Below are 23,621 nucleotides of genomic sequence, written 5' to 3'. Positions count from 1 at the left end.
TCGATGCCGGGATCGCCCTCGGGTCAGCGCTGGTCGCCCACGAGAGCGATCGCGCGCGTCTCGGGAACTCCCAGCATCAGCAGGCTCGTGATCGTCGCTGCCCGGGCGCCGTTGGTTGCGTTCGACAGGTCGCTGTCCGCGATGGCGAACACGGCGCCGTAGGCCAGCTGGCTCAGCGTGCCTGTCGGCAGGTGCTGTGCGAATACGTCGCTGTCCTGGCCCCGTTTCACGAGGTCGGCGAGGAGCTCGTCGAGTGGTCCGAGCAGGCCGTGGATCGCCTCGCCGTACTCGCCGCGGCGTAGCGCCAGCAGCACTCGGTACCGGTGCGCCACCGGCCAGATGCGGGCGACGAATTCGGCCCACGTCGCGTCCGCTTCCGCGTGGGCGGCGTCGACCTCGGAGAGGACGGCGGTCATCTCGGCGACGGCCCGTTCCGCGAGTGTCCGGATCAGGTCGAGGCGCGAGGGGAAATGACCGTAGACCGTGCGGCGGACGACGCCGGCCGCGGAGGCGATGTCGCCCATTCCGGCGTCGGGGTTGTCTCCCAGCACCTGGAGGGCGACGTCGAGGATGCGGTCGCGTGTCTCGTTCGTCGACCGCCGACGGGAGGAGTCGGTGGGCACGGCTCCATTGTTGCACACTGGTGTGCAATGGAGTAGCTTGCACACCAGTGTGCAACGAGTGGTTGCGCCGAGGCTCAGGAAAGTGAAGAACGCCATGACCGCACCCCTCGTCCGCCCGTTCACGGTCTCGATCCCGGCGTCGGAGATCGACGACCTGAAGCAGCGACTGGCCAGAACTCGGTGGCCGGATCCGGAAACGGTGGGCGACTGGTCGCAAGGGGTTCGCGTGGAGAACGCCAGATCACTGGTCGACTACTGGGAGCACGGCTACGACTGGCGGCGCTTCGAAACCGAGCTCAATCGCTTCCCCCAGTTCCTGACCGAGATCGATGGGCTGGACATCCACTTCATCCACGTCAGGTCGAAAAATCCCGGCGCGATGCCGCTGATCCTCACGCACGGATGGCCGGGCTCGATCGTGGAGTTCTTGAAGCTGATCGGCCCGCTGACCGATCCGGTTTCCTTCGGCGGAGACGCCGCCGATTCGTTCGACGTCGTCGTCCCGTCGCTGCCCGGGTTCGGGTTCTCCCAGAAGCCCACCGAGACCGGGTGGACCGTGTCGCGCATCGCCCGCGCGTGGGTAGAGCTGATGACGCGTCTCGGCTACCCGAAATGGGCCGCGCAAGGCGGCGATTGGGGTGCCGTCGTCACCACCACCCTCGGGGCCATGCAACCCGAGGGGCTGCTCGGAATCCACCTGAACACCCAGTACGCCTTTCCCGCGCAGATACCAGACACCTTGTCGCCCGAACAGCGCCACGCGGTGGCGACCCTCGCCCGCTACACCGGCGAGCTCGGTGGTTCGAATCACCTCCAGGGCACCAAGCCGGAGACCGTCGGATTCGCCCTGGCGGACTCGCCCGCCGGCCAGGCAGCCTGGATCTACGAGAAGTTCCAGTCCAAAACCGACAACCACGGGCTCGCCGAGGACGTCCTCAGCGTGGACGACATGCTCGACGCGATATCGCTCTACTGGTTCACCAACAGCGCGGCGTCGGCCGGCCGCATCTACTGGGAGAACAGATCGGCCACGTTCGCCGGCCCGAAGCTGACCATTCCGGTCGCGGTGACCGTCTTCCCGCGGGACATCCCACGCCTGCCACGAAGCTGGATCGAAGACACCTACAGCACTCTGATCCACTACGGCGAGGCAGGCAAGGGCGGGCACTTCGCGGCCTTGGAACAGCCCGAGATCCTGGTCAGCGAAATCCGCACCGGCCTGCGCCCCCTTCGTTCCAAACAGCCCGGGTGATACGCGTGCGTTCCCGAGCTCGAGCGCCCGGTCCCCAGGTGCGGTCCGGTCCTGACGTCGTGGCTCGCCGCGAAGGGCCTGCTGTCCGCGCGGGCGTCGGCTGCTACCGCCTGGGGTGCCGGAAGAGCCCGGCGGGCGATCAGAGCACGGTCAGTTCAAGCCGCGCGCCGGCCCGGCCGCCGATTTCCAGTGTTTGCGTCGTGGCGCGCATCGACGTGGCGAACCACCAGCGTTCCCGCGTGCCGGTCAGGGGGATGAAGTCGGGGTAGTCACTGCTGCACAGCATCAGCAGGAGCGAGTGGCCCGGCCGCACCACGTATCCGGCCTCGCCGACTGACATCGTCACCTCCGTCGGGTCGGTGGCGGTCAGCCGTTGCTGCCCGCGGCAGATGAAGCGCGCGCTGCCGTCCGGCTCGAGGTCGAGCAGGAACGCGAACAGGTCCATCTCCGGGCCCGTGGTGGTGACCGTGCCGTGGAACGTGACCGGGCCGGCCAGCTCCAGTGGCTCGGTCTGCGGTTCGCCGCGGAAGGCGAGCACGTCGTCGCGATCGGTGGTCGCCCGGTAGTCGGGCCATTCGGCGACCAGCAGGGACCACAGGTTCGTGGCGGTCGGCACCAGTTTGTCCGGGTCGTGGACCCACGACACCGCGGTCGCGGCCGCGTCCCGCCGCGACACCAGGTTCCCGTTGGTGTCGTCCGGTCCGGCAGACAGATGCAGAACCCGACGGGTGACCTCCGGCGGCGGCCACGAGCCGGTGTGCCGGACCTCGCTGCTGTGCGCGAGCTGGTACTCCACCGGCGGCAGCGGCTCGACGTCCGCGTCCGCCTTGAGGTACCGGTCGAAGAACCGCAGTTCGCCGTCGAACCACGCCCTGATCTGCTCCGGGGTGAGCAGGGGGATGTCGATGCTGCCCTGGTGCTCCACGGCGGCCGGCCGGTCGTCGAGACGCGTGTCGTCGTGGTCGGTCGGCCCGAGCCGCAGGTGGACCAGCGGCCGCCACGCCGGGTTCGCCGTCATCGCGTGGTAGTCACGCATCGCCTCGCCCCGGCAGTACGGGTCGAACCACCCGAGTGAGAGCAGCACGGGAACGGGCTTCGCGTCGAGGGGATGTCCCTCGGGGAAGCGGCGCAGCGGCGGGGTGACGGACAGGTGCATGTCCATCGCCGGCGGCCGGACTCCCATCTGCTCCACCGCGTCCTCGAACGCGTTCACCAGCGGCCGCCGCGACCAGTCGTAGTCCTCCTCGTGCGCGAGGAGGTCGTTGACGGCGTAGAAGTCCATCACGTACTTGAAGTAGAACCCCCACTCGGGTTCGCCCGGCGTCAGCTGCGCGGCCCCGAGGTTCGTGTTCGTGCTCCGGGGCGCGATGGCACGCAGCGCCGGGTGGTTCGTGGACAACGCGGCCCACTGCGTGTAGCCCACATAGGACAGTCCGGTCATGCCGACGCGGCCGTTGGACCACGGCTGGTTCACGATCCAGTCGATCGTGTCGTAGCCGTCGTGGGCTTCGGTGACCCAGGGGACCCTCTAGCCCTCGGAGCGGAACTTGCCGCGGGTGTCCTGCGCGACCAGCGCGTACCCCCGCTCGAGCAGCGCCTCGGCGAACACGTCGACGCGGATGATCTCGCCGTTCTTGTCGTACGGCAGGCGGGTCAGCACGACCGGGAAGGGGCCGTCCCCCTCCGGCAGGTACACGTCGGTCGCCAGCCGGACGCCGTCGCGCATCCGGACCATGTACTGCTGGGCCTTGTCGCTCAGCGGGCCCGGCGGGACGTGGGTGAACTCCATCGATTCTCCTTACGCTTTCTGGCGCCCGATGCGGGCGTACACGCCCGGGCGCTTCAACCGGTAGATCAGGGCGAGCACCGCGCCGACGGCGAGCACACCCCAGACGACCACCTGCTCGACAACAGCCTGGGCGGTGGACCCGCCCGTCAACGTGGTGAAGTTGGTGATTGCCAGGTACAGCACCGTGCCCATGCCCAGTGCGCTGAGCAGCGGGGCGATGAGCGTGTGCCACCGCCGGGAATCCCCGAGGTCGCGGCGCCGGCGGAAGAACACGATGACGGCCAGGCTCGTCAGCGTCATCAGCACCATGATGGCGAACCCGCCGGTTCCGGCGAGCTGGGCGTACCACAGCTCGGGCGAGCCGATCCCGCTGAACGCCAGCAGGACCGCGAACAGGACGAGGCTCACGGTCACCGAGCTCACGTGCGGCGAGCCGTGGCGCGGGTGGACCTTGGCCATCCGGGCGGGCAGCACGCGGTCGACAGCCAGCGAATAGCAGTACCGGGAAACGATGTTCTGCACCGACAACAGCGCCGCGAACGCCGACGTCACGACCAGCACCGTGACCACGTCCCTGGCCCACACGCCCACGAACTGCTCCACGGCGGTGGAGAACATCCCGGTCGGATCCGCGGCCGCGGCCGCGTTCGCCTGTGACGGACCGTAGGCCGCGATGAGCAACCAGGTCGCGGCGATGTAGAAGACGCCGATCGCGCCGACGGCCAGGTACGTGGCGCGGGGGACCGTGCGGTGCGGGTCCTTCGTCTCCTCCCGGAAGACGGCCGTGGCCTCGAACCCGCCGAAACTCAGGGCGGAGAACAACACCGCGACGCCCACGGACCCGGACATCAAGGCACCCCACGTGAAGGACGTGAGCGGCACGCCCTCGGGGCCGCCGCCGTGGCCCAGGACCGCGCCGTCGAAGATGCCGACGATGACGATCTCGCACACCATGACGACCGAGAGCACCTTGGCGGACAGGTCGATGCGGAAGTAGCCGAGCACGCCCGTGATCACCAGCACCCCGAACGTGTAGACGAACCACGGCACGGTGGGAGCCCCGATTGTCTCCAGGAGGGTGTTGAGCGAGACGCCGATGAACATGTAGGTCGCGACGGCCATGAACAGGTAGCCGACGATCGCCAGGAAACTCGCGCCGAGCCCGGGCGCCCGGCCCAGTCCGGCGGTGATGTAGGCGTAGAACGCGCCGGGGTTGTCGACGTAGCGCGTCATGGTGGTGTAGCCGACGGAGAAGACCAGCAGGACGGCCATGGCGATCACGTAGGCCAGCGGGGCGCCGGTCCCGCCGAAGCTGATGATGAACGGCGTGCTCGCCGACACCACCATGACGGGTGCCGACCACGCGAGGACCGTGAACACCAGCTCGATGACGCCCATGCGTCCCTTGAGTTCGCGGGCGGAACCGGCGGGGGCGGAGGTTTCGGTTGCGGGTCGCGGGACCGTCGCGTCCGCGGCATCCACTTCGTTGCTCATCGAGAATCCTCTCGAGCGGGGAGGAGGAAGAATTCGGTGACAGGTGCGGCAGTCCGTGGTGCCGGGACACCCGCCCGGGACGCTACTCAAGACGTGACTGTGGTCCGGTTTTGTAACGCGACTAGCGTCGTGTGCGGAGAATGGTAGGCGACGAAAGCCGCGGGCGCTAGCCCGTCATCGGCCGGAGTGGCCCGCGAAGAACTGGGTGAGCATGAAGTGCGCCTGGTCGAGCACGCCTGCGTCGCCGTCCTCGTCGTCGGTGAACGCGAACTGCACCAGGCGTTCCAGGGCGTGCAGGGCGACGCTGCAGTGCAGCTGGGTCAGCTCGCCGAACCGGGGTGCGTGGCGCTGGAACTGGTGCAGCACGCGCCCGGCCCAGTCGTCGATGCACGCCTCGTCGAGTGCGCGGACGCGTTCGGTGAGGTTCTGCCGCACCCAGAGTTCCCGGATCAGCGGGATGCGGTGCTCCTGCGTGTAGTAGTCGAGCACCACGTCGACGATCTCGGTCCACTTCCGGCCCGGCCGGTCGTCCAATGCCTGTTGGAAGGTCGCGGTCGCGTCGCGCATCTGCCGGTAACACAGCTCGTCGAGCACGCTCTCGGGTGTTTCGAAGAAGGCGTAGAACGAGCCCCGGCTGACGCCTGCCTTTTCCAGTAGCAGGGTCGGCGACCCCACGACCGCTTCGTAGCCGATGTTCTCGACCAGTTCGGACGCGGTCTTCAGGACGTGCTCGACCATCGCCCGGGAGCGCTCCTGTACGGGCTGCTTGCGCAGGCCGCCGTCGTGCCGCTCGTACCAGGCGGCAGTGGCTGTCCGGGAAGTCGACCGTGGCACGAACGCTCCTTCGTCTGGCCGGCAGGGACACCTCCGGTGGCCAGAGTGTACGCGTGAACCCGGGGGAATCGACCAGTGGACACGACGCGAGTCGTGTATTAATCTACGCCGAACGCGACTGAGGTCGCGTCTCAAATCTCGATTGAAGTCTGTTCCCGCAGTCACGGCACTACCCAAGGTGATGACATGGTCGGAACGCACTCTTCGCGCCACGTCCCCCCGCCCGCGCCGGCCGGAACGAGCCCCACCGTCGCCGTGGTGGGCAGCGGGCCGTCCGGGTGCTACGTCGCTCAGTTCCTGTCCAAGACGTGGCCGGATTCGGAGATCACCGTCTTCGAGTCGCTGCCAGCGCCCTACGGGCTCATCCGCTACGGCGTGGCCGCCGACCACCAGGGCACGAAAGGTGTCGTCCGGCAGTTCGACCGGCTGTTCACCCGCGGCGGCATCCGGTTCGCCGGCAATGTCACCGTGGGCCGCGACCTCGAATTCGCCCGCCTGGCGGCGAGTTTCGACGTCGTCGTGCTCGCGACCGGCCTGCCCGGCGACCGGGAGCTCGACGTGCCGCGCGACCCACGGGCACGCGTGGTCGGGGCCGGCGCGCTGCTGCGCGCGCTCAACGGATTCCCCCGCCACGGCCTGCCCCGGGACGGGACCGGACGCTGCGCGCCCCTCGGATCGCGGGTGGTCGTCGTCGGCATGGGCAACGTCGCCCTCGACGTGCTCCGGCTGCTGTCGAAGGACACCGAGGCCTTCACCGGCTCCGACATCGATGACGACCTGCTCGGGCAACTACGCCCGGCGCCTCCCGCGGACCTCGACGTCATAGCCAGATCCGGCGCGTCGGACGCGAAGTGCGACGCGGCGATGCTGCGCGAGCTCATCGCGCTGGACACCGTGGACATCGCGGCGTCCGGGCTGCGGGACGGCGACGACGGCCCGATCGCCGGCCTGCTGCGGGAGCCCGCCCGCCGGTCACCGGCGCGCACCCGCGTCACCTTCCACTTCGGACTGCAGCCCAGATCGGTGATCACCCGGAGCGGCCGGACCCTGCTGACCGCCCAGCGTCGCGACGACGGCACGCCGGTCGAGTTCGCCGCCGACACCGTCGTCACCGCGATCGGGTTCACCCACGGCGCCGCGCACGACGACGGCTGCCCCGGCCCCGACTGGGCGGGCGACCATGTCTACCGCGTGGGCTGGCTCAGCCGGGGCGCGCAGGGGACGATCGCCCAGAACCGCAAGCACGCCCAGCAGGTCGTCTCCGCCATCGTCGGCGACTTCGAGGCCGGGCGGATCCACGCGGCGAAGCCCGGGTTCGCCGGCGTCGCGGACCTCCTCGCGCACCGCGTGGTCGGTTTCGGCGACTGGCAGCGCATCGAGGCCGCCGAACGCAGCCGGGCGCGGCCAGGCCGGTGCCGGCGCAAGATCACCGACCTCGACCAGATGCTGGCACTCGCCACCGGCGCCCGCTGAACATCAGAAGACAGAAAGGACCCCGCGTGAACAAGCTGACCGTCCTCTTCGGCACCGAATCCGGCAACGCCGAACTGGTGGCCGAGGACATCGCCGCCGCGCTGGAGGAGAACGGAGCCGCAACCCGGGTGGTGAACATGGAGGACTACCCGGTCGACGAGCTCGGCGGGGAGGACATGCTCATCCTCGTGGTGTCGACCTACGGCGAAGGCGACCTGCCGGCCACCGCCGCGCCCTTCCACGAGGCGCTCGTGGAGAGCAAACCCGACCTGTCCGGTGTCCGGTTCGCCGCGTTCGGTCTCGGCGACAGCACCTACGACACGTACAACCTCGGCGTCGCCACGCTGCGGTCCACCCTCACCGGCCTGGGCGCGACCCAGGTCGGGGAGACCGGCTACCACGACGCCGACAGCGGGCTGAACCCCTCCGACGTCGCGATCGCCTGGGCCGGGGTCGTCCTCGCCGTCGCCGCGCCCGCCTGACCGGCACCGCCGCACCCCCCTCGTCCGAGAGAGGCAACCGAAATGAGTGACAGCACGCCCGTCGTCAACCCGCCGTCCACCACGGACCTCGGCACCGGCGCCGTTCCCGACAAGCTCTCGGGCCGCATGGGGGTCGGCTCGCTGATGCTGACCGTCCTGGCCTTCTCGGCCCCCATCGCCGTGGTCGCCGGGTTCATCCCGTTCACCATCACGTTCGGTGGGGACGGCGCCACCTTCGCGTTCGTCGCGACCACGATCCTGTTGCTGCTGTTCGCGGTCGGCTACGTGACCATGACCAGGCGCATCCCGAAACCGGGCTCGTTCTACGCGTTCGTCAGCGCCGGGCTGGGGAAGATCAGCGGGCTGGGCGCCGCCTTCCTCGCGATCGTGTCCTACCTGCTGATGCTCGGCGGGTGCTTCGTGTTCCTCGGCCTCACCGCGACGGAGCTCATCGAGAGCATCGGCGGGCCCACGACGCCCTGGTGGCTGTGGGGCGCGCTGGCGTGGGCCGTGGTCGGGGTCCTGTGCTACTTCCACATCGAGGTCTCGGCCAAGGTCCTCAGCGTCGCGATGGTCCTGGAAGTCACGATCGCCATGATCTTCAACGTCGCCGTCGTGCTGCACGGCGGCGGCCCGGACGGCTTCTCGGCCACCCCGTTCTCGCCGGCCGCGCTGGCGCACGGGGACGTCGGCGTGACCATGCTCTTCGCGGTCATGGTGTTCCTGGGCTTCGAGGCCACCGCGGTCTTCCGCGACGAGGTCCGGACCCCCGACCGGACCATTCCCCGCGCCACCTACGGCGCCGTGCTGTTCGTGGGCGTCCTCTATGTCCTGTCCTGCTACCTGCTCACGACCGCGTACGGCTCGGGCGCGGTGGACGCGGCGACCAACGACCCCAAGTCGATGTTCCCCGCCGCGATTGGGCAGTTCGTGGCGCCGTTCTTCACGCAGCTGACGTTCCTGTTCATCATCACCTCCGAGCTCGCCGCGGCGATCTCGGTCCACAACGTCGTCGCCCGCTACCTGTTCAACCTCGGCCGCGACCGGGCGCTGCCCGCCTACGTCGCCAAGGTGCACCCCCGCCACCACTCACCGGCCCGCGCGTCCACGGTCACCGCGGTGATCGTCGCCGTGCTCCTGATACCCCTCGGCCTGACCAACACGGCCGGCGTCGGACTCGACGCCCAGCTGTTCGGGCTGGCCACCGTCGGTCTGCTGGCCCTGATGACCGTCGTCAGCGTCTCCGTCATGGTGTGGTTCGCCCGGACCGGCAGGTCCACCGGGGAGAACACGTTCAAGTGCTACCTCGCGCCCGGCATCGCGGCGCTTTCACTCGGCGCGACCGTGGTGCTCGCCGTCCTGCACTTCGACCTGGTGGTCGGTGGCGCACCGGGACAGAACCTCGTGCTGCTCACCGTGCTCGCCGTCTCCGCGATCGCCGGCGTGGCCCTGGCCCTCTACTTCAAGTCGGCGCGGCCGCGGACCTACGCCGGTCTCGGCCAGACCGCGAGCTGACCCCCACCTACCGAAAGGACAACGCCCATGTCGACCCACACGACCGCGGTCACCGTGCCGGGGCAGTGCCCGGAGGTCACCCGCTACCTGCCGTGGACCGACCCGCAGTTCCGGATCGACCCCTACCCCTACTACGCCCGCGCGCTGGCCGAGGCGCCGATCATGCGGGACGACCACGACGGCAGCTTCGTGCTCACCCGGTACGAGGACCTGATGCACTACGGCCGGCTGCCCTCGGTCCGCATCGCGCCGGAATGGGAGAAGGCCGGCGCCTGGCGCGTTCTGCTGGACATGGCCCTTGGCCACGACGAACCCGGCCACACCCGGCTGCGGCGCCTGACGAGCAAGTGGTTCACCCCCAAGCGGGTCCGCGAGTGGGCCGAGACGACCGCCGCCATCACCGACCGCCTCCTCGACGGCCTCGGCCAGGACGGGCTCGTCGACGGTTCCGACCTCGCGGTGGAGGTCACGCACCGCGCGGTCTGCCACATCCTGGACATCCCCGCAGACGACCACGACGAGGTGCGGCGGAAGATGCGGCAGGCGATGCCCATCCTCAGCGCCCGTCCCTCGCAGCAGGACTTCGAACTGGCCGAGGAAGCCCTGGACGAACTGCGCGGCCGGACCGCCGCGCTGATCGAGGCCAAGCGCAAGAACCCGGGGGAGGGTCTGCTGGACTCGCTGGTGGCCGCGCAGAACCGGGGCGAGATGACCGCCGCCGAGCTGCTGGCGACGACCCTGTTCTTCTACGTCGTCGGCCACATGGACGCCACCTACCTCATCTGTTCGGGGCTGCACCTGTTCACGCGGCGGCCGGACCTCTTCGACGCGTTCCGGGACAACCCGGACAAGCACGAGGCCTTCGTCGCCGAACTGGCCCGCTTCGACGCGCCCGAGCCCGTCGTGACCCGGGCGACGACCGAGGACCTTGTCATCCATGGCGTCCACGTGCCCGCCGGCCGCAGCCTGCGGCTGATGCTCGGCGCCGCCAACCACGACCCGGCGGTGTTCGACAACCCCGACGAGTTCGACTTCACCCGGCCCCCGGAGCAGACCCGGAACCTGACCTTCAGCTTCGGCAGCCACGGATGCCAGGGACGGCTGCTCGCCGAAGCCGAGATCCGGGTGGTGTTCGAACGGATCGCGGCCCGCTACTCGCGCGTCGAGCTGACCGCCGAACCCGACATCCGCAACACCGACGCCTCGCGCCACTACTTCACGCTTCCTCTGCGGCTGCACCGGTAACCGTTCACCCAGCGAAAGGAAACACCAGCGATGACACACACCTCCTCCGTGCCCACGGTGCTCATCAGCGACGCCCGCTCGATCGAGCTGGAGGACTGGGGACCCCTGCCCGAGGCCACCGGCGAGCCGATGCGCACTGCGGGAAAGAAGCTGTGGACCGGTGACGGGGTGCTCGAAGTGGGCCTCTGGGAGTGCGCGCCCGGGCCGTCCCGCTGGGTCTTCGAGACCAATGAGTCCATCACCATGCTCGAAGGCCGCATGACCGTCACCGAAGACGGCGGCGAGTCCTACGAGATCAAGGCCGGCGACAGTGCCGTCTTCCCGCTCGGCTGGACCGGCACTTGGGACATCCACGAGACCGTGTTCAAGATCTACACCGCGTTCTGACCACAAGGGAGTGACAGATGCCGGGCACACTACGCACCGTCCGCGGGGACATCGACCCCGCCGAGATGGGCTCCACGCTGCCGCACGAGCACGTTTTCGGCGAGGTCGACATGTACTGGGACCCGGGTGACGACCCGCGCGCCTCCGCCGACCCCGCCTCCAGCCCCACGCTGGAAAACCTGTGGCACTGGCGCGAGAACCCGTGCGCCAACCGCGGGAACGTGCACATGGGCGACGAGCAGGACGCGATCGACGAGCTTTCGATCCTGCCCGACCTCGGGGTCGGCACGCTGGTCAACCTGTCCCCGATCGGCATGGGGCGCAACGCTGCCGGTCTGCGGCACGTCTCCGAGGTCACCGGCGTGCACATCGTGGCCGGGTCGACCTACTACGTGGCCGCGAGCTGGCCCGACGAGCGCAAATCCATGACCGAGGAGGCGATGGCCGAGGAGATCGTCGGGGACATCACCGTCGGCATGGACGGCACCGACGTGCGGGCCGGCATCGTCGGCGAAGTGGGCCTGTCCTGGCCGATCGATCCGCTGGAAGAGCGGGCGCTCGCCGCGAGCGTGCGGGCGCACCGGCAGACCGGCGCGGCGCTGTCCATCCACAACCCGTACTACGTGCCCGGGGCGGACACGCTGCTCGAGATCGGCCGCCGCATCGCCGGCCTCGGCGCCGACATGAACCGGGTGATCATGGGGCACTGCGACGGGTTCTCCCGCGATCCGCGGTTCGTCGACGTGGTCGCCGAGCTCGGCTGCTACGTCGAACTCGACCTGTTCGGCTACCCCAGCGGGTACGAGCCAGAGGTGGATTTCGTCTACCCGTCCGACGAGCTGCGCGTGGAGACCATCCTCGGCCTCATCAAGACCGGCCTCGCCGACCGGCTGCTGCTCTCGCACGACATCTGCTTCAAGACGAGCAGGCAGAAGTTCGGCGGGAACGGCTACGGCTACATCCACCGCGTGATCGTGCCGTGGCTGAAGCGCAAGGGCGCCGACGACGACGCGCTCGACCAGATCCTGGTCCGCAACGCCCAGACGGTGCTGCCGCTGGCCCCGGTCTGATCGCGAGCGCACCAGACGGCCCCCGGCTGCCGGCCGGGGGCCGTCTTTCTTTCCAGCACGTGAAACATGACCAGAGTCCAGGTTGGTAACGCGACTGGAGTCGTGTAACGTGGTCGTAACAGGTGGAACGGGGGAGAGTACCGATGAGACGGACCGCGTACGAGCGCAGATCCGGCCCACGTGCCCCGATCACGGGGGGACTGCGCAAGCTGCCGGTCCAGGAGCGGTCCCGGGCGATGGTCGAGCACGTGCTTCAGACCGCCACGGAGCTGGTCGAGAACCTAGGTTACGAGGCGGTCGTGGGCTCACCGACCCTGCTGCTGGAGAAAGCAGGCGTCAGCCGGGGCTCGTTCTACGCCTTCTTCGAATCGCCCGAGCGAGTGCTCGAAGAGCTGTGCCACCGCCAGATGCAGAGCTCGACCGAAGGGCTCGCGCGAGCGCTGAAGGACCGGCCGGGCGAGCGGTGGACCGAAATCGTCGACGTCCTGATCGACTACTACACGCAGGAGCACCGCACCCCGCTGGTCCGCGAACTGTGGGTGCGGCAGAACCTCACCGAACGCGTCCGCACCCTCGACGAGCTGTGCATCGAGGACTGGGCCGGCCGGGTCCTGGAGCAGTTCCGCCAGCACGCCCCGGCCTTCGACGGACTCACCCAGGCACACTGCAGCGTGGCCCTGCACGCGCTGGAACGGCTGGTGCAGTTCGCCTTCACCGACGACGAGGACGGCGATCCCGCCGTCCTCGCCCAGGCCCACTTCATGCTCACCCAGTTCTTCGCGGGCCACGCCGGTGTCAGCCCGTCGTGCTGAAGAAGACGTTCTTCACCTCGGTGTAGGCGTCCAGCGCGTCGGGGCCCAGTTCCCGGCCGAGACCGGACTGCTTGAACCCGCCGAACGGCGTGGTGATCCGCACCGACGTGTAGGAGTTGACCGCGAGGGCGCCGGCGTCGACGGCACGCGCCACCCGCAGGGACCGTGCCGCGTCGGACGTCCAGATCGACCCGGCCAGCCCGTACACCGTGTCGTTGGCGCGGGCCAGCGCCTCTTGCTCGCTGTCGAAGGCGAACACCGACACGACCGGGCCGAAGATCTCCTCCCGCGCCGCCGGGTGCCGGTCGTCGATCGGGTGCAGCACCGTGGGCGGAACCCAGTAACCCGGGCCCTCTGGTGCGACACCGCGGAAGAGCACCGGCGCACCGTCCACATAGGCCCGTACGCGTTCCTTCTGGCCCGCCGAGACCAGCGGGCCCATCTGGGTGCTCTCATTCAGCGGATCGCCGACCACGATCCCGCCGACCACCTTCTCCAGCTTCTCCAGGAACGCCTCCAGTGCGGGCCGCTCGACGAACACGCGGGACCGCGCGCAGCAGTCCTGCCCCGAGTTGCCGAAGACGGCCCCAGTCAGCCCGCTCGCCGCGGCGTCGAGATCGGCGTCGGCGAACACCAGCGCGGCCGATTTCCCGCCCAGCTCCAGCGTGACGCGCTTGAGGGTGCCTGCGGCGCGCTGGGCGATGTCCTTGCCGACCTCGGTGGACCCGGTGAACGCGATCTTGCCGATGCCCGGGTGCTCGACCATCGCACGGCCGATGGTGCGGCCCGGGCCGACGAGCACCGTCAGCAGACCCTCCGGCAGACCCGCCGCGGTCGCGATCGCCGCGAGCTCGCGCGCGGTGAGCGGGGTCAGCTCCGCCGGTTTGAGCACGATCGCGTTGCCCGCGGCCAGACCCGGCGCCACCTTCCAGGACGCGATGGTGAGCGGGTAGTTCCACGGGGTGATCAGGCCGACGACCCCGATCGGTTCCCGGAACGTCATGTCCACGCCGCCGTCCACAGGAATGGTGTGTCCCAGCAGGCGTTCCGGCGCCGCGGCGTAGTAGCGGAAGGTCGCGGCCGCGCCCGCGACCGCGCCCCGAGCCTCGGTGATCGGCATCCCGACGTTGCGGGATTCCAGTCGCGCCAGGTGCTCGGAGTTCGCCTCGATCGCCGCCGCGACCGCGAGCAGGACCTGTCCGCGGTACTGCGGGGACTCCGCAGCCCACAGCTTCTGCGCCTTCGCGGCGCGCGCGACGACGGCGTCCAATTCGGCGACGTCGGTGGTTTCGAGGGTGTCGAGCACGCGCTCGGTGGCGGGCTCGATGACGTTGATGGTGCTCACGCTGGCTGGTCCTCCCTGGCCGGTCGCGCCGCGACCGCGACGAAGGCGGTGAGCGCGTGCTGAAGGTGGTCGACCTCCGGGTGCCACTGGACACCCAGGGCGTACTGGCAGGACGGGAACTCGATGGCTTCGGGCAGCCGGTCCGGAATGGACCAGGCCGTCACCACCGCGCCCTCGCCCAGCGCGTCCACCCCTTGGTGGTGGTGGGAGTTCACGACCTGAACGCCGCTGCCGGACAGCGACTCGGCGAGCGAGCAGGGCACCACGTCGACCTCGTGGAAGGTCGCGCTGTCCAGCCGGCCGGGGCTGCGCCGGTGCTCGGCGAACCCGGCGTCGGTCAGGTGCTGGTGCAGCGTGCCGCCCGCGGCCACGTTGAGGATCTGCATGCCGCGGCAGATCCCCAGCACCGGGAGATCCCGCGCGAGCGCGGCACGGGCCAGGGACAGCTCGAACGCGTCGCGTTCCGGCGCGGTCGCCTCCGTGCGCGCGGTCCTGGCCGCGCCGTAGGTGTCCGGCTCCAGGTCGACACCGCCGATCAGCAGCAGACCGTCGACACGGTCGAGCACCAGCTCCGGCCGCGCGGTGGCGCGGGGATCGGGCACCAGGCCGACCGGCAGCCCACCGGCGGCGCGCACCTTGTCCAGGTAGGTGGCGGGGAGGATCGCGGCCTGCTGGTCCCAGAACCCCCAGCGGGCGGGTTCGAACGCGGCGCAGACTCCGATGACGGGTGTGGTCATGGCGGCTCAGGCGATCTCGTCGGCGAACTTGTGTTCCGCCTCGGTGAGGCAGCGATCGACGATCTCGATCGCCCGCTCGGCCTCCGCGCGGGTCAGGACGAACGGCGGGGCCAGGTGCAGCACGTCCCACACGCGGGTCACCAGGCCCTCTTCCTGCGTGCGCAGCGCCAGAAACTTGATGAAGGGGTGCGAGGTGCCCCAGGCTTGCTTCGTCTCCTTGTCCTTGACGAAGTCGATCGCGCACAGCAGGCCCTGCCCGCCGCGGACGTCACCGACCGTCGGGTGGTCCCGCAGCCGCTGGGCCAGCTCGAACAAGTAGGTGCCCATCTCGGCCGAGCGCTCGACGAGGTGTTCCCGTTCGAGGATCTCGATGTTCTTCAGCGCGGCCGCCGCCGCGACCGCGTGGCCGCCGAAGGTGATCAGGTGGTTGAGCGCGCGGCCGTGGGGGCGGAAGTCGTCGAACAGCGACGAGCGCGCCGCGACCGCGGCGATCGGCGCGTAGCCGCTGGACAGCCCCTTGGCCATGGTCATCAGGTCGGGGACGACGCCGTAGTGCTCGGCGGCGAACCACGCGCCGGTGCGGCCCCAGCCGGTGATGACCTCGTCCATGATGAGCAGCACGCCGTAGCGGTCGCAGATCTCGCGCAGCATCTGCCAGTAGACGGGGCCGGGCAGGTGGGTGCCGTTGGCGACCGAGATCGGCTCGCCGATGACGGCGGCCACGTGCTCGGGACCCTGCGTCAGGATCTCCTGCTCGACGAACCGCGCGCACATGATGTCGCCGGCTTCGCCCTCCAGCCCGAAGTCGTTGCGGTAGTGGTTGGGGGAGGGGACCTTGCTCACGCCCGCCATGAACGGGCCGAAGTACCCCTCGTTGGCGCTGCCGGTCAGGCTGGCCGCGCCGAACGTGGTGCCGTGGTACGACCCGCGCCGCGCGATGATCTTGTACCGCTTGCCGAAGCCGCGCATCGCCTGGACCTGCTTGGCGATCTTCATCGCGCTCTCGACCGCCTCGGAGCCCCCGGAGCAGAGGAAAACGCGGTCCAGGTCGCCGGGCGTCAGCGAAGCGATCTTCTCCGCCAGGGTGATCGCGGCGGGGTTGGCGGCGTTGGACGCGGCGGTGTAGGCGAGCTTCCTGGCCTGGGTGGCCATCGCGTCGGCGATCTCGGTGCGGCCGTGTCCGGCGGCGACGACGAACAGGCCGGACAGCCCGTCGAGGTAGGTGCCGCCGCGCACGTCGGTCAGCGTGGCGCCGTGGCCCTCGACGAAAACCCGGAGCCCGCCGTGGGTGAGCTCGTCCCACTCGAGGTCGTTGCTGTGCAGCCACAGGTGCTCCAGCGCGGCGGTCTCCAGCGGCTGCCGGTCGTGCACTGCGGTCATCGGCTCACTCCTCATGCTCGGCTAATTGGAGCGGTTAACGATCCTTTTGTATCTGACGTGCTCGGCTGGCGTCAAGCAGTCTTGCGGCAATCAGTGGTCTTCTGTTAGAAAAAGGCTCCTGCCGTAATCCATTAGGGAAGTCGAGGGATGACCTTGTCTGCGACAGCAACCAGCCCCGTGGGCGACCTGCCCGCCGACGTGCGCTCGCTCCTGCTGCTCTTCCCGGACATCCACGGCGGCCTGCGCGGCAAGATGGTCGAGCCCCGGGTCGTCGACGCTCAGGCCTGGGCCGAGGGCCTGCCGACCACCGATCTGCTGCTCGCCGTGGACCCCACGGACGAGCCGATCACCACACTGCCGACCATGGGGCTGAAGGGCGGCGCGAAGGACCTGCTGCTCCGGCCCGACCCGGCCACGCTGCGCCCGGTGCCGTGGTTCCCGGATGCCGCGCTGCTGCTGGGAGATCTCCACGAGACCGACGGCCTGCCGTGCGAGGTCAGCCCGCGCCAGGTGCTGCGGCGCGCGCTGGACGCCCTGGCCGGCCAGGGGATCGCCGTGCGGGCCGCGTTCGAGTTCGAGTTCCGGCTGTTCCGGGCAGGTGGGTGGGAACCGGCCACCGCCGGGCTCAGCTACAGCCCGCTGACGCTGTCCGAGGTCGCCGGGTTCCTCGGCACGTTGCGCGACTACGCCGACGCCCTCCGGCTGGGCCTGTCCGTGGTGCACGCCGAAGGCGCGCCCGGCCTGATCGAGGTCAACGTCGACCCGCAGGACGGCCTAGCGGCCGCCGACACCGCCGCGCTGCTGCGGCTCGCCGCGACCGAGGCCGCCCGCAGCCACGGGTTGCGCGCGAGCTTCCTGGCCAAACCGTTCGCGCACCAGGAGGGGTCGAGCGCGCACGTGCACTTCTCGCTGTGGGACTCCTCGGGCGTCAACGTTCTCCGGTCCGCCGCGGCGGACCCCGACGACGAGACCTACCGCCGCGTCGCGTGGGGGATCCTGGCCAACCTGCCCGCGCTGAGCCTGATCTACAACCCCACCATCAACTCCTACAAACGGCTCGTGCCCGGCTACTTCGCGCCGGTGCGCGCCTCCTGCGGTGCCGACGACCGGTCGTTCGCGCTGCGCGCCCTGCTCCGCGGGCCCACGTCCAGCCGCTTCGAACTGCGGCGGCCCGGCGCGGACTGCAACCCGTACCTGACGCTGGCGGCCATCGCCGCCTCGATCCAGATCGGACTCACCGGTTCGTCCACTCCGGACCGCAAGTCGCTGGACGAGCACGACGGGGAGCTGCCCGCCAGTCTCGACAGCGCCGTCGCCGAGTTCCGCCGGCGGGACGCGGGAGTGGACAAGGTGCTCGGCGCGGGGTTCTGCGAGCACTACCTCCGCACGCGCGAATGGGAGCTGCACGCGTGGCAGAACGCCGTCACCGAGTGGGAGCGGGAACGGTATTCCTGACACCCGGGGCGGGACCGGGTGCTTGTAGCATGGGCGGATGTGCGGTGTCTCTGGATGCGGGAGCGCGGCAGTTGCCTGAACCGGTGGGGCTGAGCGTCAGCGGGTTGTCCGGCCGCGCGGTCGCGTTGCCGCCCCCGGAAGTGGACGTCAACCGGTACGTGGCCGATCTCGTGCGCCGGGAGATCCGGCTCGGGCTGCTGCCCCCGGGCTCAGCGCTGCCCTCGGAGCGCGAGTTCGCCGAGATGCTCGGCGTCGGCCGCACACCGGTGCAGCTGGCCTTTCGTCAGCTGCGCTCCGAGGGACTGATCGAACAGCGTCGTGGCCGCAACGGCGGCGCGTTCGTCCGCGGCGCGAGCGAGGACGAGTCGCGTTTCCAGGATGTGATCGCCGAGGCGGTCCGCAACCGCGACGAGATCCGGCTGGCGATGGAGTACCGGTGCCTGGTGGAGCCGGTCGTGGCCAGGCTGGCGAGCGAGCGGCGCACGGCTGTGGAGCTCGCGACGCTCCAGGCCGCACACGACGAGCTGCAGAGCGCGCCGGACGACGCGTCGTTCATGCGCAGCGACGCGGTGTTCCACCTCGTCCTGGCCCACATCACCGGCAACCCGTTCCTCGTGCGCGGCATCGAGGAGTCACGCCAGTGCTGCCACCCCGCGCTGGCGCTGCTCCCGGAGAGCGGCGCCTTCCACGACGCCACCATCGCCGAGCACCACGAGATCCTGGCGGCCGTGGAGGCCCGCGAACCCGCCGACGCCGAACGCGCCATGCGTGCCCACGTCGAACGCAGCATGTGGAGCGTGCAGAAGCTGTTGTCCACGCTCAAGGAACGCCAACCGGACGCCCCTCGCTGACACCGGACCACCAGGCGAGATCGGCCGGGAACCGCTGCCGCGCGCCGGCCAGCGTCGGCCGAGCCGGCTACCGCGGTCGATCGGTGGCTCAGCGCGGGCGGACGGATCGTGAGTTCGCGGCGGACCAGGCTGGTGCACCGCACCAGCGCCGCGCGGGGGCAGCTGTCCAGGCATTCGATCCCGGTGCGCGGTACGCCCCCGCGCCCGCCGAACCACGCAAGGGAGCCGTGCGCACCTTGCCTGTCGCGCTGCCCGGTAACTCGGCGACCGGCGCGATCCGCGTCGGCATCTCGGAGAGGTACTTCGCCGGGCACTCCGGCGCCTGACCGCGAGGTACCCGACAGCCGGCGAGCAGCGCAGCCCGACAATTCAGACCTGGAGGCCGACGTGGGCACCGTCGGCCGTTACGCGCAGCGGACTCACCACAGCATCGAGACGTTGTCCGCGACAGCTTCGCCTTGTGCGCGGCCCGCCTGTGCCGCGGCCGGGCGGCGTTGGGGGTCGTAGGGGTTGGGGCCGATGGACTCGACGCTGTGTTCGTCGGGTGCGATGAGGCGGACGTCGGCGCTCTCGGCGAGGGCCTCGGCATCCGCGGCCGCGCCGGGAATGCGTCCGTAGCCCGCGGGCATCGGCGCCAGGATGACGATCCTGTCGTGCCCGGCGGCCTGGCGCGCATTGGTGGTGGAGACCATGCCGCCGTCCACCCAGGAACGGCCCTGGAAGCGTTCGAGCGGCCAGACCCCGGGGACCGCGCCGCTGGCGGCGACGGCGTCGGCCAGTTCCACGCCCGAGTGCCGGTCGAACAGATGCAGCTCGCCGGTGTCGGCGTCGATGGCGGTGACCTTCAGTGCCGTAGGCCAGTTGGTTGTGACCAGACGGGAAGCCACGACCCGGCGGCGGACGGCCGCGGGCACCGGTTCGGGGTCGGCCTGGGCGATCCGTCCCATCGCCGCGCCGACCTTGCGCGGATCGTCGCCGCCCTCCGCGAGCGCCGCCCACCAGGCTTGCATCGTGTCCTCGGACGCCGTGACGTCCACTTCGTTCTCGTCCGGGACCAGTTGGGCGGCGAAGAGCCGCTCCAGGTCGTAGCCGCTGGCGACCGCGGCTCCCACGAACGACCCCGCCGAGGTTCCGATGACCGAAGTGGCCTTGCTCCAGTCGACACCACTGGCAGCAAGCCCCGCCAAGACACCGACCTCCCACGCGATGCCGGTCACTCCACCCCCGCCGAGCACGAGAGCACGCGACGGAGGCTGAGTCGGATGGGTCATGGGAAGGCTCCTTACTCTTTCGTTCCGGGTCAGGACGGAACCGGCAGCTCGGCGAGGCTGTTCTGGGGCGGGTCGGCGGACGACGATCTGAGACGGGTTACCAGGACGGCGTCGCCGCTGGCCTTCGGTTCGGCGAAGGCCGCCGAACCGAAGGTGATCGCGGCGCGAGTTCAGCAAGCGTGTCGTCGTTGACGTTGCCGGACATGCGCCTTACCCGCGATTCGCGGCGGTCGTCGTCGACGGTCCGGCTGCCGGTCCTCGGATCTGGCGACACGGCGGCGACCTCGGCTCCCAGCACATCACCCCGCCAATGTCAGGATCTGACATTGACGACGCTACCACCAAATGTCAGGATCTGCCATCGGCGTGTCGGTGTCGGTCCTGTCCTCGGTAGGGTGGCGAAATGGTGGATCGACGGGAGCGGTCCCGAGAGCGGCTCCAACAGGCCGCCTTGGAGCTGTTCACGCTGGACGGCTACGCCGAGACCACCGCCGTCGCGATCGCCGAACGTGCGGGGGTGACCGAGCGGACGTTCTATCGCCACTTCGGAGACAAGAGGGAGGTGCTCTTCGGAGATGGCGATCGGCTTGTGCGCCTCCTGGTCGACGCTTTGCCGCACCCACCCGAGCCGCCAGGCCAGGCGCTTCGGAGCGCGTTGTCCGCCCTTGCCACCGATATGACTCCCCGGCGGGAACGGCTCGCCCGGCGGGCGGCGGTGGTCAAGGCGCATCACGAACTCGCCGAGCGTGAGCTGCTCAAGCTGCAGTCCTGGGCTCAAGCTCTCGCTCGCGTGCTGATCGACCGGGGTATCGACGAGCTCACCGCGGTCGCCCAAGTCGAGGTTGCGCTCGCGCTGTTCCGTACCGCGTTCACCCGCTGGGTGACGAGCGACGACGACGCCGCCGACCTGGAGTGCATGATCGATCGAGCCTACGCGGCGGCCGGCCTGCCGTTGAATGGTCGACGGGAGCCGAAGTAGGCCAGGCAGTTCGATGTCCTCCCGCGCTCGGCCACGCCCTGGACTCGATCCCGCCGCGCTGGCGCGCAACCTGCTGCGCGCCCGCGGGGCCTGGCTGGGGTTCGGCACATGCACGCCCGTGGTGCCGCCCGCTCCGCGCCGGATTGTCGCCGTACCCACGTGTTTCGCTCGTCTGCGGTACCGGCCGGCGCCGCCCTTGTCCGACACCCGGCCCGGGCTAGGGTCAAAGCGGGCATTGATCGCTTATTAGTGTGCGTTTGAGGTCTCCGATTGGCCCCGCCCGCCCCGAATGTCCACGAGGATGCGCAGCTTCGTGGCCACGGCCGCCGACGGAGCCGACGGCGTGAACAAGGGACTCGCGGGGATGGGCGGTGAGGTCACGATCGGTCTGGCCATCGGCTACCCGGCCAGTTCCGTGTCTCTCGACGGCAGCCGGGACGACCGGGCCCACTACGTCGTGGAATTTCGGGGCCCGGGATTCGCCGGCAGCACGTTCGACCTGTTCCGCGGGCCGCACTGGACGATCCTGGTGTTCAGCGACCATGGGAACAGCACGGCGTCCTTCGCCGGACTGTCCGGCGACGTGCACGTCCACCGGTTCGGCGCCGGCCCCGACACGGTGGTCTTGGTCCGCCCCGACGGCTACGTCGCGGAACGCGAGCCGCTGTGGGAGGCCGCCCAGGTCCGCGACCACGTCCAGCGGCTGGCCGGCCGCCAGGCCGTTGCCGCATAAGGGCAACGCGCGGTACCTCGGTCGGCCGCGCTGACGTCGGCTCGAGCCCGTGGGTCCGTGCGGAACCGAGTCCGCCGGCCTTGACGGCGTGCACCGCCTCGGCGACCGCGAGCATTGACTGGCAGATCGCCGGTTCCGCCCGTCACGCGGCCACGTGGACGAGGTCGGTCACAGCCAGCCGCGCTCGTCGGCCACCCGCAGGGCTTCCATCCGGTTGCGGGTGCCGGTTTTGGTCGTGGCTGCGGACAGATAGTTCCGCACGGTGCCCTCGGCGAGGTACAGCCGGGCCGCGATCTCGGCCACGCTGGCGCCGGAGCGGGCGGCGATGAGCACGTCACGTTCGCGGGCGGTGAGTGGCGACTCGCCCGCGGCCAGGGTGGCCGCGGCCAGCGCCGGATCCACCACCCGTTCCCCGGCCGCCACCCGCCGGATGGCGTCGGCGAGCGTGTCGGCCGGGGCGTCCTTGACGACGAACCCCGCGGCGCCCGCCTCCATGGCCCGGCGCAGGTAGCCGGTGCGGCCGAAGGTGGTCAAGATGATCGCGCGGCAGCCCGGTACCTGCGCGGCGAGCACGGCGGCTGCCGCGAGCCCGTCCAGCCCGGGCATGTCGATGTCCAGCAGCGCGACGTCGGGCCGGTGTTCCAGAGCCGCGGCCGTCACCTCGTCGCCGCGGCCGACCGAGGCGACGACCTCGAAGTCCGGCTCCAGGTCGAGCAGTACGCGCAGGGCCTGCCGGATCAGTTCCTGGTCGTCGGCCAGCAGCAGCCGGATCGTCATGCCGGTGCCTCCACCCGCAGCGACCACCCGCGGGGCGATGCCGGGCCTGCGGTCAGCACTCCACCGGCCGCGGCCACCCTGGCGCGCAGGCCGGTCAGCCCGGACCCGGCGCCGGCCGAGCCGCCGACCCCGTCGTCGCGCACCTCGACGGAGGTCGCGGTCAGCTCGACCGTGCACCGGTCGGCCCGTGCGTGCCGCACCACGTTCGTCACCCCTTCCCGCAGGACCCAGGCGAACAGTTCCTGCCGCTCCGGTGGCACCGTGTCGTAGGCCGTGGGCAGGTCGGCGGTGACCCCGGCCGCCCGCAGCAGTTCCCGGCCGCGGGCCAGCTCGCCGGCGAGTGTGACGTCCTGGTATCCGGACACCGCGGCACGGACGTCGGCCAGCGTCCGGCGGGCCAGCTGCTCCACCGATTCCATCTCGGCCAGCGCCGCGGGAGGTGCGCCGACGGCCAGCCGCCGGGCCAGACCGCTCTTCACGGTGATGGCGGTGAGGGAGTGGCCGAGCAGGTCGTGCAGGTCCCGGGCGATTCGGTTGCGCTCGGCCTCCGAGGCCAGCCTGGCCACTTCCGCTCTGGCCTCGCGCAGCTGCTGGTTGGCCGTCGCGGTGCGGCTGAAGGCGTGGACCAGCAGCGCGGTGAACACGACGGCCACTGCGAAGTACCCGGCCGGGTCGGTGCTCCAGCCGGGCACCGCCATCGGCACCACGACGCACGCCGCGGCGCCCAGGACCACGAGAGCCACCGCCGTCCGGCCGCTGACACGCGCCGCCGCGGACGGCACGATCACCGCGGCGAGGATCAGCACGTTCTCGTGGGCCAGCGGCGCGACCAGCACCGCCAGCACCGTCATCCCCGCCAGCAACCACCAGTAGGCCCGCGACGCTGATCGCATCGAGGCCACCACGATGCCCAGGTAGCAGGCGGAGACCCCCACCAGCAGCAGGTAACCGGCGACGAGACCGGGGCCGCGCGTGTACTGGGCGACCCCGACGGCTGTCAGGAACGGATAGCAGAGCATGCCCAGCGAGAGCAGCAGCCGGCGCCACTCGTCCCTGCCGCGCGATTCCTCCACGCCGACGACCGTACCGACAGCGCGGCCGCCATTCGCGGATGTCG

21 protein-coding genes and 1 pseudogene are annotated in these 23,621 nt (G+C 70.3%); 12 read left to right on the top strand and 10 right to left on the bottom strand.

Translation table 11 applies throughout. The annotated features are described in order from the left end of the window. Positions 1 to 23: 23 nt before the first annotated feature. Positions 24 to 623: a TetR/AcrR family transcriptional regulator gene (locus L2C96_RS04365; RefSeq protein ID WP_237335227.1), complete on the bottom strand. Its 600-nt coding sequence runs from the start codon at positions 621 to 623 to the stop codon at positions 24 to 26. Positions 624 to 717: 94 nt separating this feature from the next. Between L2C96_RS04365 and L2C96_RS04360 the strand changes: the two genes are divergently transcribed. Next, positions 718 to 1,875, top strand: coding sequence for an epoxide hydrolase family protein (locus L2C96_RS04360; protein ID WP_237335337.1), 1,158 nt, complete (start codon positions 718 to 720; stop codon positions 1,873 to 1,875). Between the two features lie 139 nt (positions 1,876 to 2,014). Here the strand turns inward: L2C96_RS04360 and L2C96_RS04355 are convergent. The 3 genes and pseudogenes from L2C96_RS04355 to L2C96_RS44970 form a co-directional block, all read right to left on the bottom strand. Next, a pseudogene (locus L2C96_RS04355) lies at positions 2,015 to 3,601 on the bottom strand (CocE/NonD family hydrolase). 72 nt (positions 3,602 to 3,673) lie between these two features. Further along, positions 3,674 to 5,158 carry an APC family permease gene (locus L2C96_RS04350; protein ID WP_237335226.1) on the bottom strand — a complete coding sequence of 495 codons (1,485 nt, stop codon included), beginning with the start codon at positions 5,156 to 5,158 and terminating at the stop codon, positions 3,674 to 3,676. Between the two features lie 174 nt (positions 5,159 to 5,332). Beyond that, entirely contained in the window at positions 5,333 to 5,992 is a 660-nt protein-coding gene (locus L2C96_RS44970; protein WP_237335225.1) for a TetR/AcrR family transcriptional regulator, read from the bottom strand. A 186-nt stretch (positions 5,993 to 6,178) separates the two neighbouring features. Between L2C96_RS44970 and L2C96_RS04340 the strand changes: the two genes are divergently transcribed. The 7 genes from L2C96_RS04340 (at position 6,179) to L2C96_RS04310 (ending at position 12,976) form a co-directional block, all read left to right on the top strand. Beyond that, complete coding sequence (locus L2C96_RS04340) at positions 6,179 to 7,465, top strand: NAD(P)-binding protein (protein ID WP_237335224.1); 1,287 nt, start codon at positions 6,179 to 6,181, stop codon at positions 7,463 to 7,465. 26 nt (positions 7,466 to 7,491) lie between these two features. Continuing rightward, positions 7,492 to 7,947 (top strand): flavodoxin domain-containing protein, encoded by a 456-nt coding sequence (locus L2C96_RS04335; protein WP_237335223.1) that lies wholly within the window; start codon positions 7,492 to 7,494, stop codon positions 7,945 to 7,947. Between the two features lie 42 nt (positions 7,948 to 7,989). Beyond that, on the top strand, positions 7,990 to 9,462 hold the full coding sequence (locus L2C96_RS04330) for an APC family permease (protein WP_237335222.1): 1,473 nt from the start codon (positions 7,990 to 7,992) through the stop codon (positions 9,460 to 9,462). A 27-nt stretch (positions 9,463 to 9,489) separates the two neighbouring features. Then, complete coding sequence (locus L2C96_RS04325) at positions 9,490 to 10,707, top strand: cytochrome P450 (protein WP_237335221.1); 1,218 nt, start codon at positions 9,490 to 9,492, stop codon at positions 10,705 to 10,707. A gap of 30 nt (positions 10,708 to 10,737) precedes the next feature. Further along, positions 10,738 to 11,094: a cupin domain-containing protein gene (locus L2C96_RS04320; protein WP_237335220.1), complete on the top strand. Its 357-nt coding sequence runs from the start codon at positions 10,738 to 10,740 to the stop codon at positions 11,092 to 11,094. Positions 11,095 to 11,111: 17 nt separating this feature from the next. Further along, on the top strand, positions 11,112 to 12,164 hold the full coding sequence (locus L2C96_RS04315; protein WP_237335219.1) for a phosphotriesterase family protein: 1,053 nt from the start codon (positions 11,112 to 11,114) through the stop codon (positions 12,162 to 12,164). A gap of 143 nt (positions 12,165 to 12,307) precedes the next feature. After that, positions 12,308 to 12,976, top strand: coding sequence for a TetR/AcrR family transcriptional regulator (locus L2C96_RS04310; RefSeq protein ID WP_237335218.1), 669 nt, complete (start codon positions 12,308 to 12,310; stop codon positions 12,974 to 12,976). Here the strand turns inward: L2C96_RS04310 and L2C96_RS04305 are convergent. From L2C96_RS04305 to L2C96_RS04295, 3 genes are read right to left on the bottom strand one after another with little or no spacing between them, the layout of a single operon-like run. After that, a complete protein-coding gene (locus tag L2C96_RS04305) occupies positions 12,960 to 14,321 on the bottom strand; it encodes an aldehyde dehydrogenase family protein (protein ID WP_237335217.1) in 1,362 nt (453 codons plus the stop codon). The genes L2C96_RS04310 and L2C96_RS04305 overlap by 17 nt on opposite strands. Then, positions 14,318 to 15,058 carry a gamma-glutamyl-gamma-aminobutyrate hydrolase family protein gene (locus L2C96_RS04300; protein ID WP_237335216.1) on the bottom strand — a complete coding sequence of 247 codons (741 nt, stop codon included), beginning with the start codon at positions 15,056 to 15,058 and terminating at the stop codon, positions 14,318 to 14,320. Before L2C96_RS04300 ends, L2C96_RS04305 begins: the two co-directional genes overlap by 4 nt. A 6-nt stretch (positions 15,059 to 15,064) precedes the next feature. After that, positions 15,065 to 16,438: an aminotransferase family protein gene (locus L2C96_RS04295; protein WP_237335215.1), complete on the bottom strand. Its 1,374-nt coding sequence runs from the start codon at positions 16,436 to 16,438 to the stop codon at positions 15,065 to 15,067. Between the two features lie 147 nt (positions 16,439 to 16,585). Here L2C96_RS04295 and L2C96_RS04290 point away from each other — a divergent pair, with 147 nt between their 5' ends. Then, positions 16,586 to 17,893: a glutamine synthetase family protein gene (locus tag L2C96_RS04290; protein ID WP_237335214.1), complete on the top strand. Its 1,308-nt coding sequence runs from the start codon at positions 16,586 to 16,588 to the stop codon at positions 17,891 to 17,893. Positions 17,894 to 17,964: 71 nt separating this feature from the next. Beyond that, positions 17,965 to 18,744, top strand: a complete 780-nt coding sequence (locus L2C96_RS04285) for a FadR/GntR family transcriptional regulator (protein WP_237335213.1) — start codon at positions 17,965 to 17,967, stop codon at positions 18,742 to 18,744. A gap of 419 nt (positions 18,745 to 19,163) precedes the next feature. Here the strand turns inward: L2C96_RS04285 and L2C96_RS04280 are convergent, their stop codons facing one another. After that, positions 19,164 to 20,015, bottom strand: coding sequence for a patatin-like phospholipase family protein (locus L2C96_RS04280; protein WP_237335212.1), 852 nt, complete (start codon positions 20,013 to 20,015; stop codon positions 19,164 to 19,166). A gap of 403 nt (positions 20,016 to 20,418) precedes the next feature. Between L2C96_RS04280 and L2C96_RS04275 the strand changes: the two genes are divergently transcribed. Then, positions 20,419 to 20,994: a TetR/AcrR family transcriptional regulator gene (locus tag L2C96_RS04275; RefSeq protein ID WP_237335211.1), complete on the top strand. Its 576-nt coding sequence runs from the start codon at positions 20,419 to 20,421 to the stop codon at positions 20,992 to 20,994. A 301-nt stretch (positions 20,995 to 21,295) separates the two neighbouring features. Further along, positions 21,296 to 21,727 (top strand): aromatic-ring hydroxylase C-terminal domain-containing protein, encoded by a 432-nt coding sequence (locus L2C96_RS04270; protein ID WP_237335210.1) that lies wholly within the window; start codon positions 21,296 to 21,298, stop codon positions 21,725 to 21,727. 168 nt (positions 21,728 to 21,895) lie between these two features. On the opposite strand, the gene L2C96_RS04265 is transcribed toward L2C96_RS04270, so the two are convergent. Both L2C96_RS04265 and L2C96_RS04260 read right to left on the bottom strand, forming a co-directional pair. Beyond that, positions 21,896 to 22,504 (bottom strand): response regulator transcription factor, encoded by a 609-nt coding sequence (locus L2C96_RS04265; RefSeq protein WP_237335209.1) that lies wholly within the window; start codon positions 22,502 to 22,504, stop codon positions 21,896 to 21,898. Then, a complete protein-coding gene (locus L2C96_RS04260) occupies positions 22,501 to 23,577 on the bottom strand; it encodes a sensor histidine kinase (protein WP_237335208.1) in 1,077 nt (358 codons plus the stop codon). The genes L2C96_RS04265 and L2C96_RS04260 overlap by 4 nt, the downstream gene beginning before the upstream one ends. Positions 23,578 to 23,621: the final 44 nt, after the last annotated feature.

It is taken from the genome of Amycolatopsis tucumanensis, from assembly GCF_021654135.1.
Lineage (GTDB): Bacteria > Actinomycetota > Actinomycetes > Mycobacteriales > Pseudonocardiaceae > Amycolatopsis_E > Amycolatopsis_E tucumanensis.
The sequence above is the reverse complement of the archived record's forward strand: the minus strand, read 5'-3'. Positions and strand labels throughout refer to the sequence as shown.

Excerpts from the sequence above, each read along its gene's own strand:
- L2C96_RS04270 (WP_237335210.1), top strand. The coding sequence starts at position 21,296 with ATGCGCAGCTTCGTGGCCACGGCCGCCGACGGAGCCGACGGCGTGAAC.
- L2C96_RS04320 (WP_237335220.1), top strand. The coding sequence starts at position 10,738 with ATGACACACACCTCCTCCGTGCCCACGGTGCTCATCAGCGACGCCCGC.
- L2C96_RS04330 (WP_237335222.1), top strand. The coding sequence starts at position 7,990 with ATGAGTGACAGCACGCCCGTCGTCAACCCGCCGTCCACCACGGACCTC.
- L2C96_RS04265 (WP_237335209.1), bottom strand. The coding sequence starts at position 22,504 with ATGACGATCCGGCTGCTGCTGGCCGACGACCAGGAACTGATCCGGCAG.
- L2C96_RS04340 (WP_237335224.1), top strand. The coding sequence starts at position 6,179 with ATGGTCGGAACGCACTCTTCGCGCCACGTCCCCCCGCCCGCGCCGGCC.
- L2C96_RS04315 (WP_237335219.1), top strand. The coding sequence starts at position 11,112 with ATGCCGGGCACACTACGCACCGTCCGCGGGGACATCGACCCCGCCGAG.
- L2C96_RS04290 (WP_237335214.1), top strand. The coding sequence starts at position 16,586 with ATGACCTTGTCTGCGACAGCAACCAGCCCCGTGGGCGACCTGCCCGCC.
- L2C96_RS04360 (WP_237335337.1), top strand. The coding sequence starts at position 718 with ATGACCGCACCCCTCGTCCGCCCGTTCACGGTCTCGATCCCGGCGTCG.
- L2C96_RS04350 (WP_237335226.1), bottom strand. The coding sequence starts at position 5,158 with ATGAGCAACGAAGTGGATGCCGCGGACGCGACGGTCCCGCGACCCGCA.
- L2C96_RS04325 (WP_237335221.1), top strand. The coding sequence starts at position 9,490 with ATGTCGACCCACACGACCGCGGTCACCGTGCCGGGGCAGTGCCCGGAG.
- L2C96_RS04280 (WP_237335212.1), bottom strand. The coding sequence starts at position 20,015 with ATGACCCATCCGACTCAGCCTCCGTCGCGTGCTCTCGTGCTCGGCGGG.
- L2C96_RS04275 (WP_237335211.1), top strand. The coding sequence starts at position 20,419 with ATGGTGGATCGACGGGAGCGGTCCCGAGAGCGGCTCCAACAGGCCGCC.
- L2C96_RS04295 (WP_237335215.1), bottom strand. The coding sequence starts at position 16,438 with ATGACCGCAGTGCACGACCGGCAGCCGCTGGAGACCGCCGCGCTGGAG.
- L2C96_RS04310 (WP_237335218.1), top strand. The coding sequence starts at position 12,308 with ATGAGACGGACCGCGTACGAGCGCAGATCCGGCCCACGTGCCCCGATC.
- L2C96_RS04300 (WP_237335216.1), bottom strand. The coding sequence starts at position 15,058 with ATGACCACACCCGTCATCGGAGTCTGCGCCGCGTTCGAACCCGCCCGC.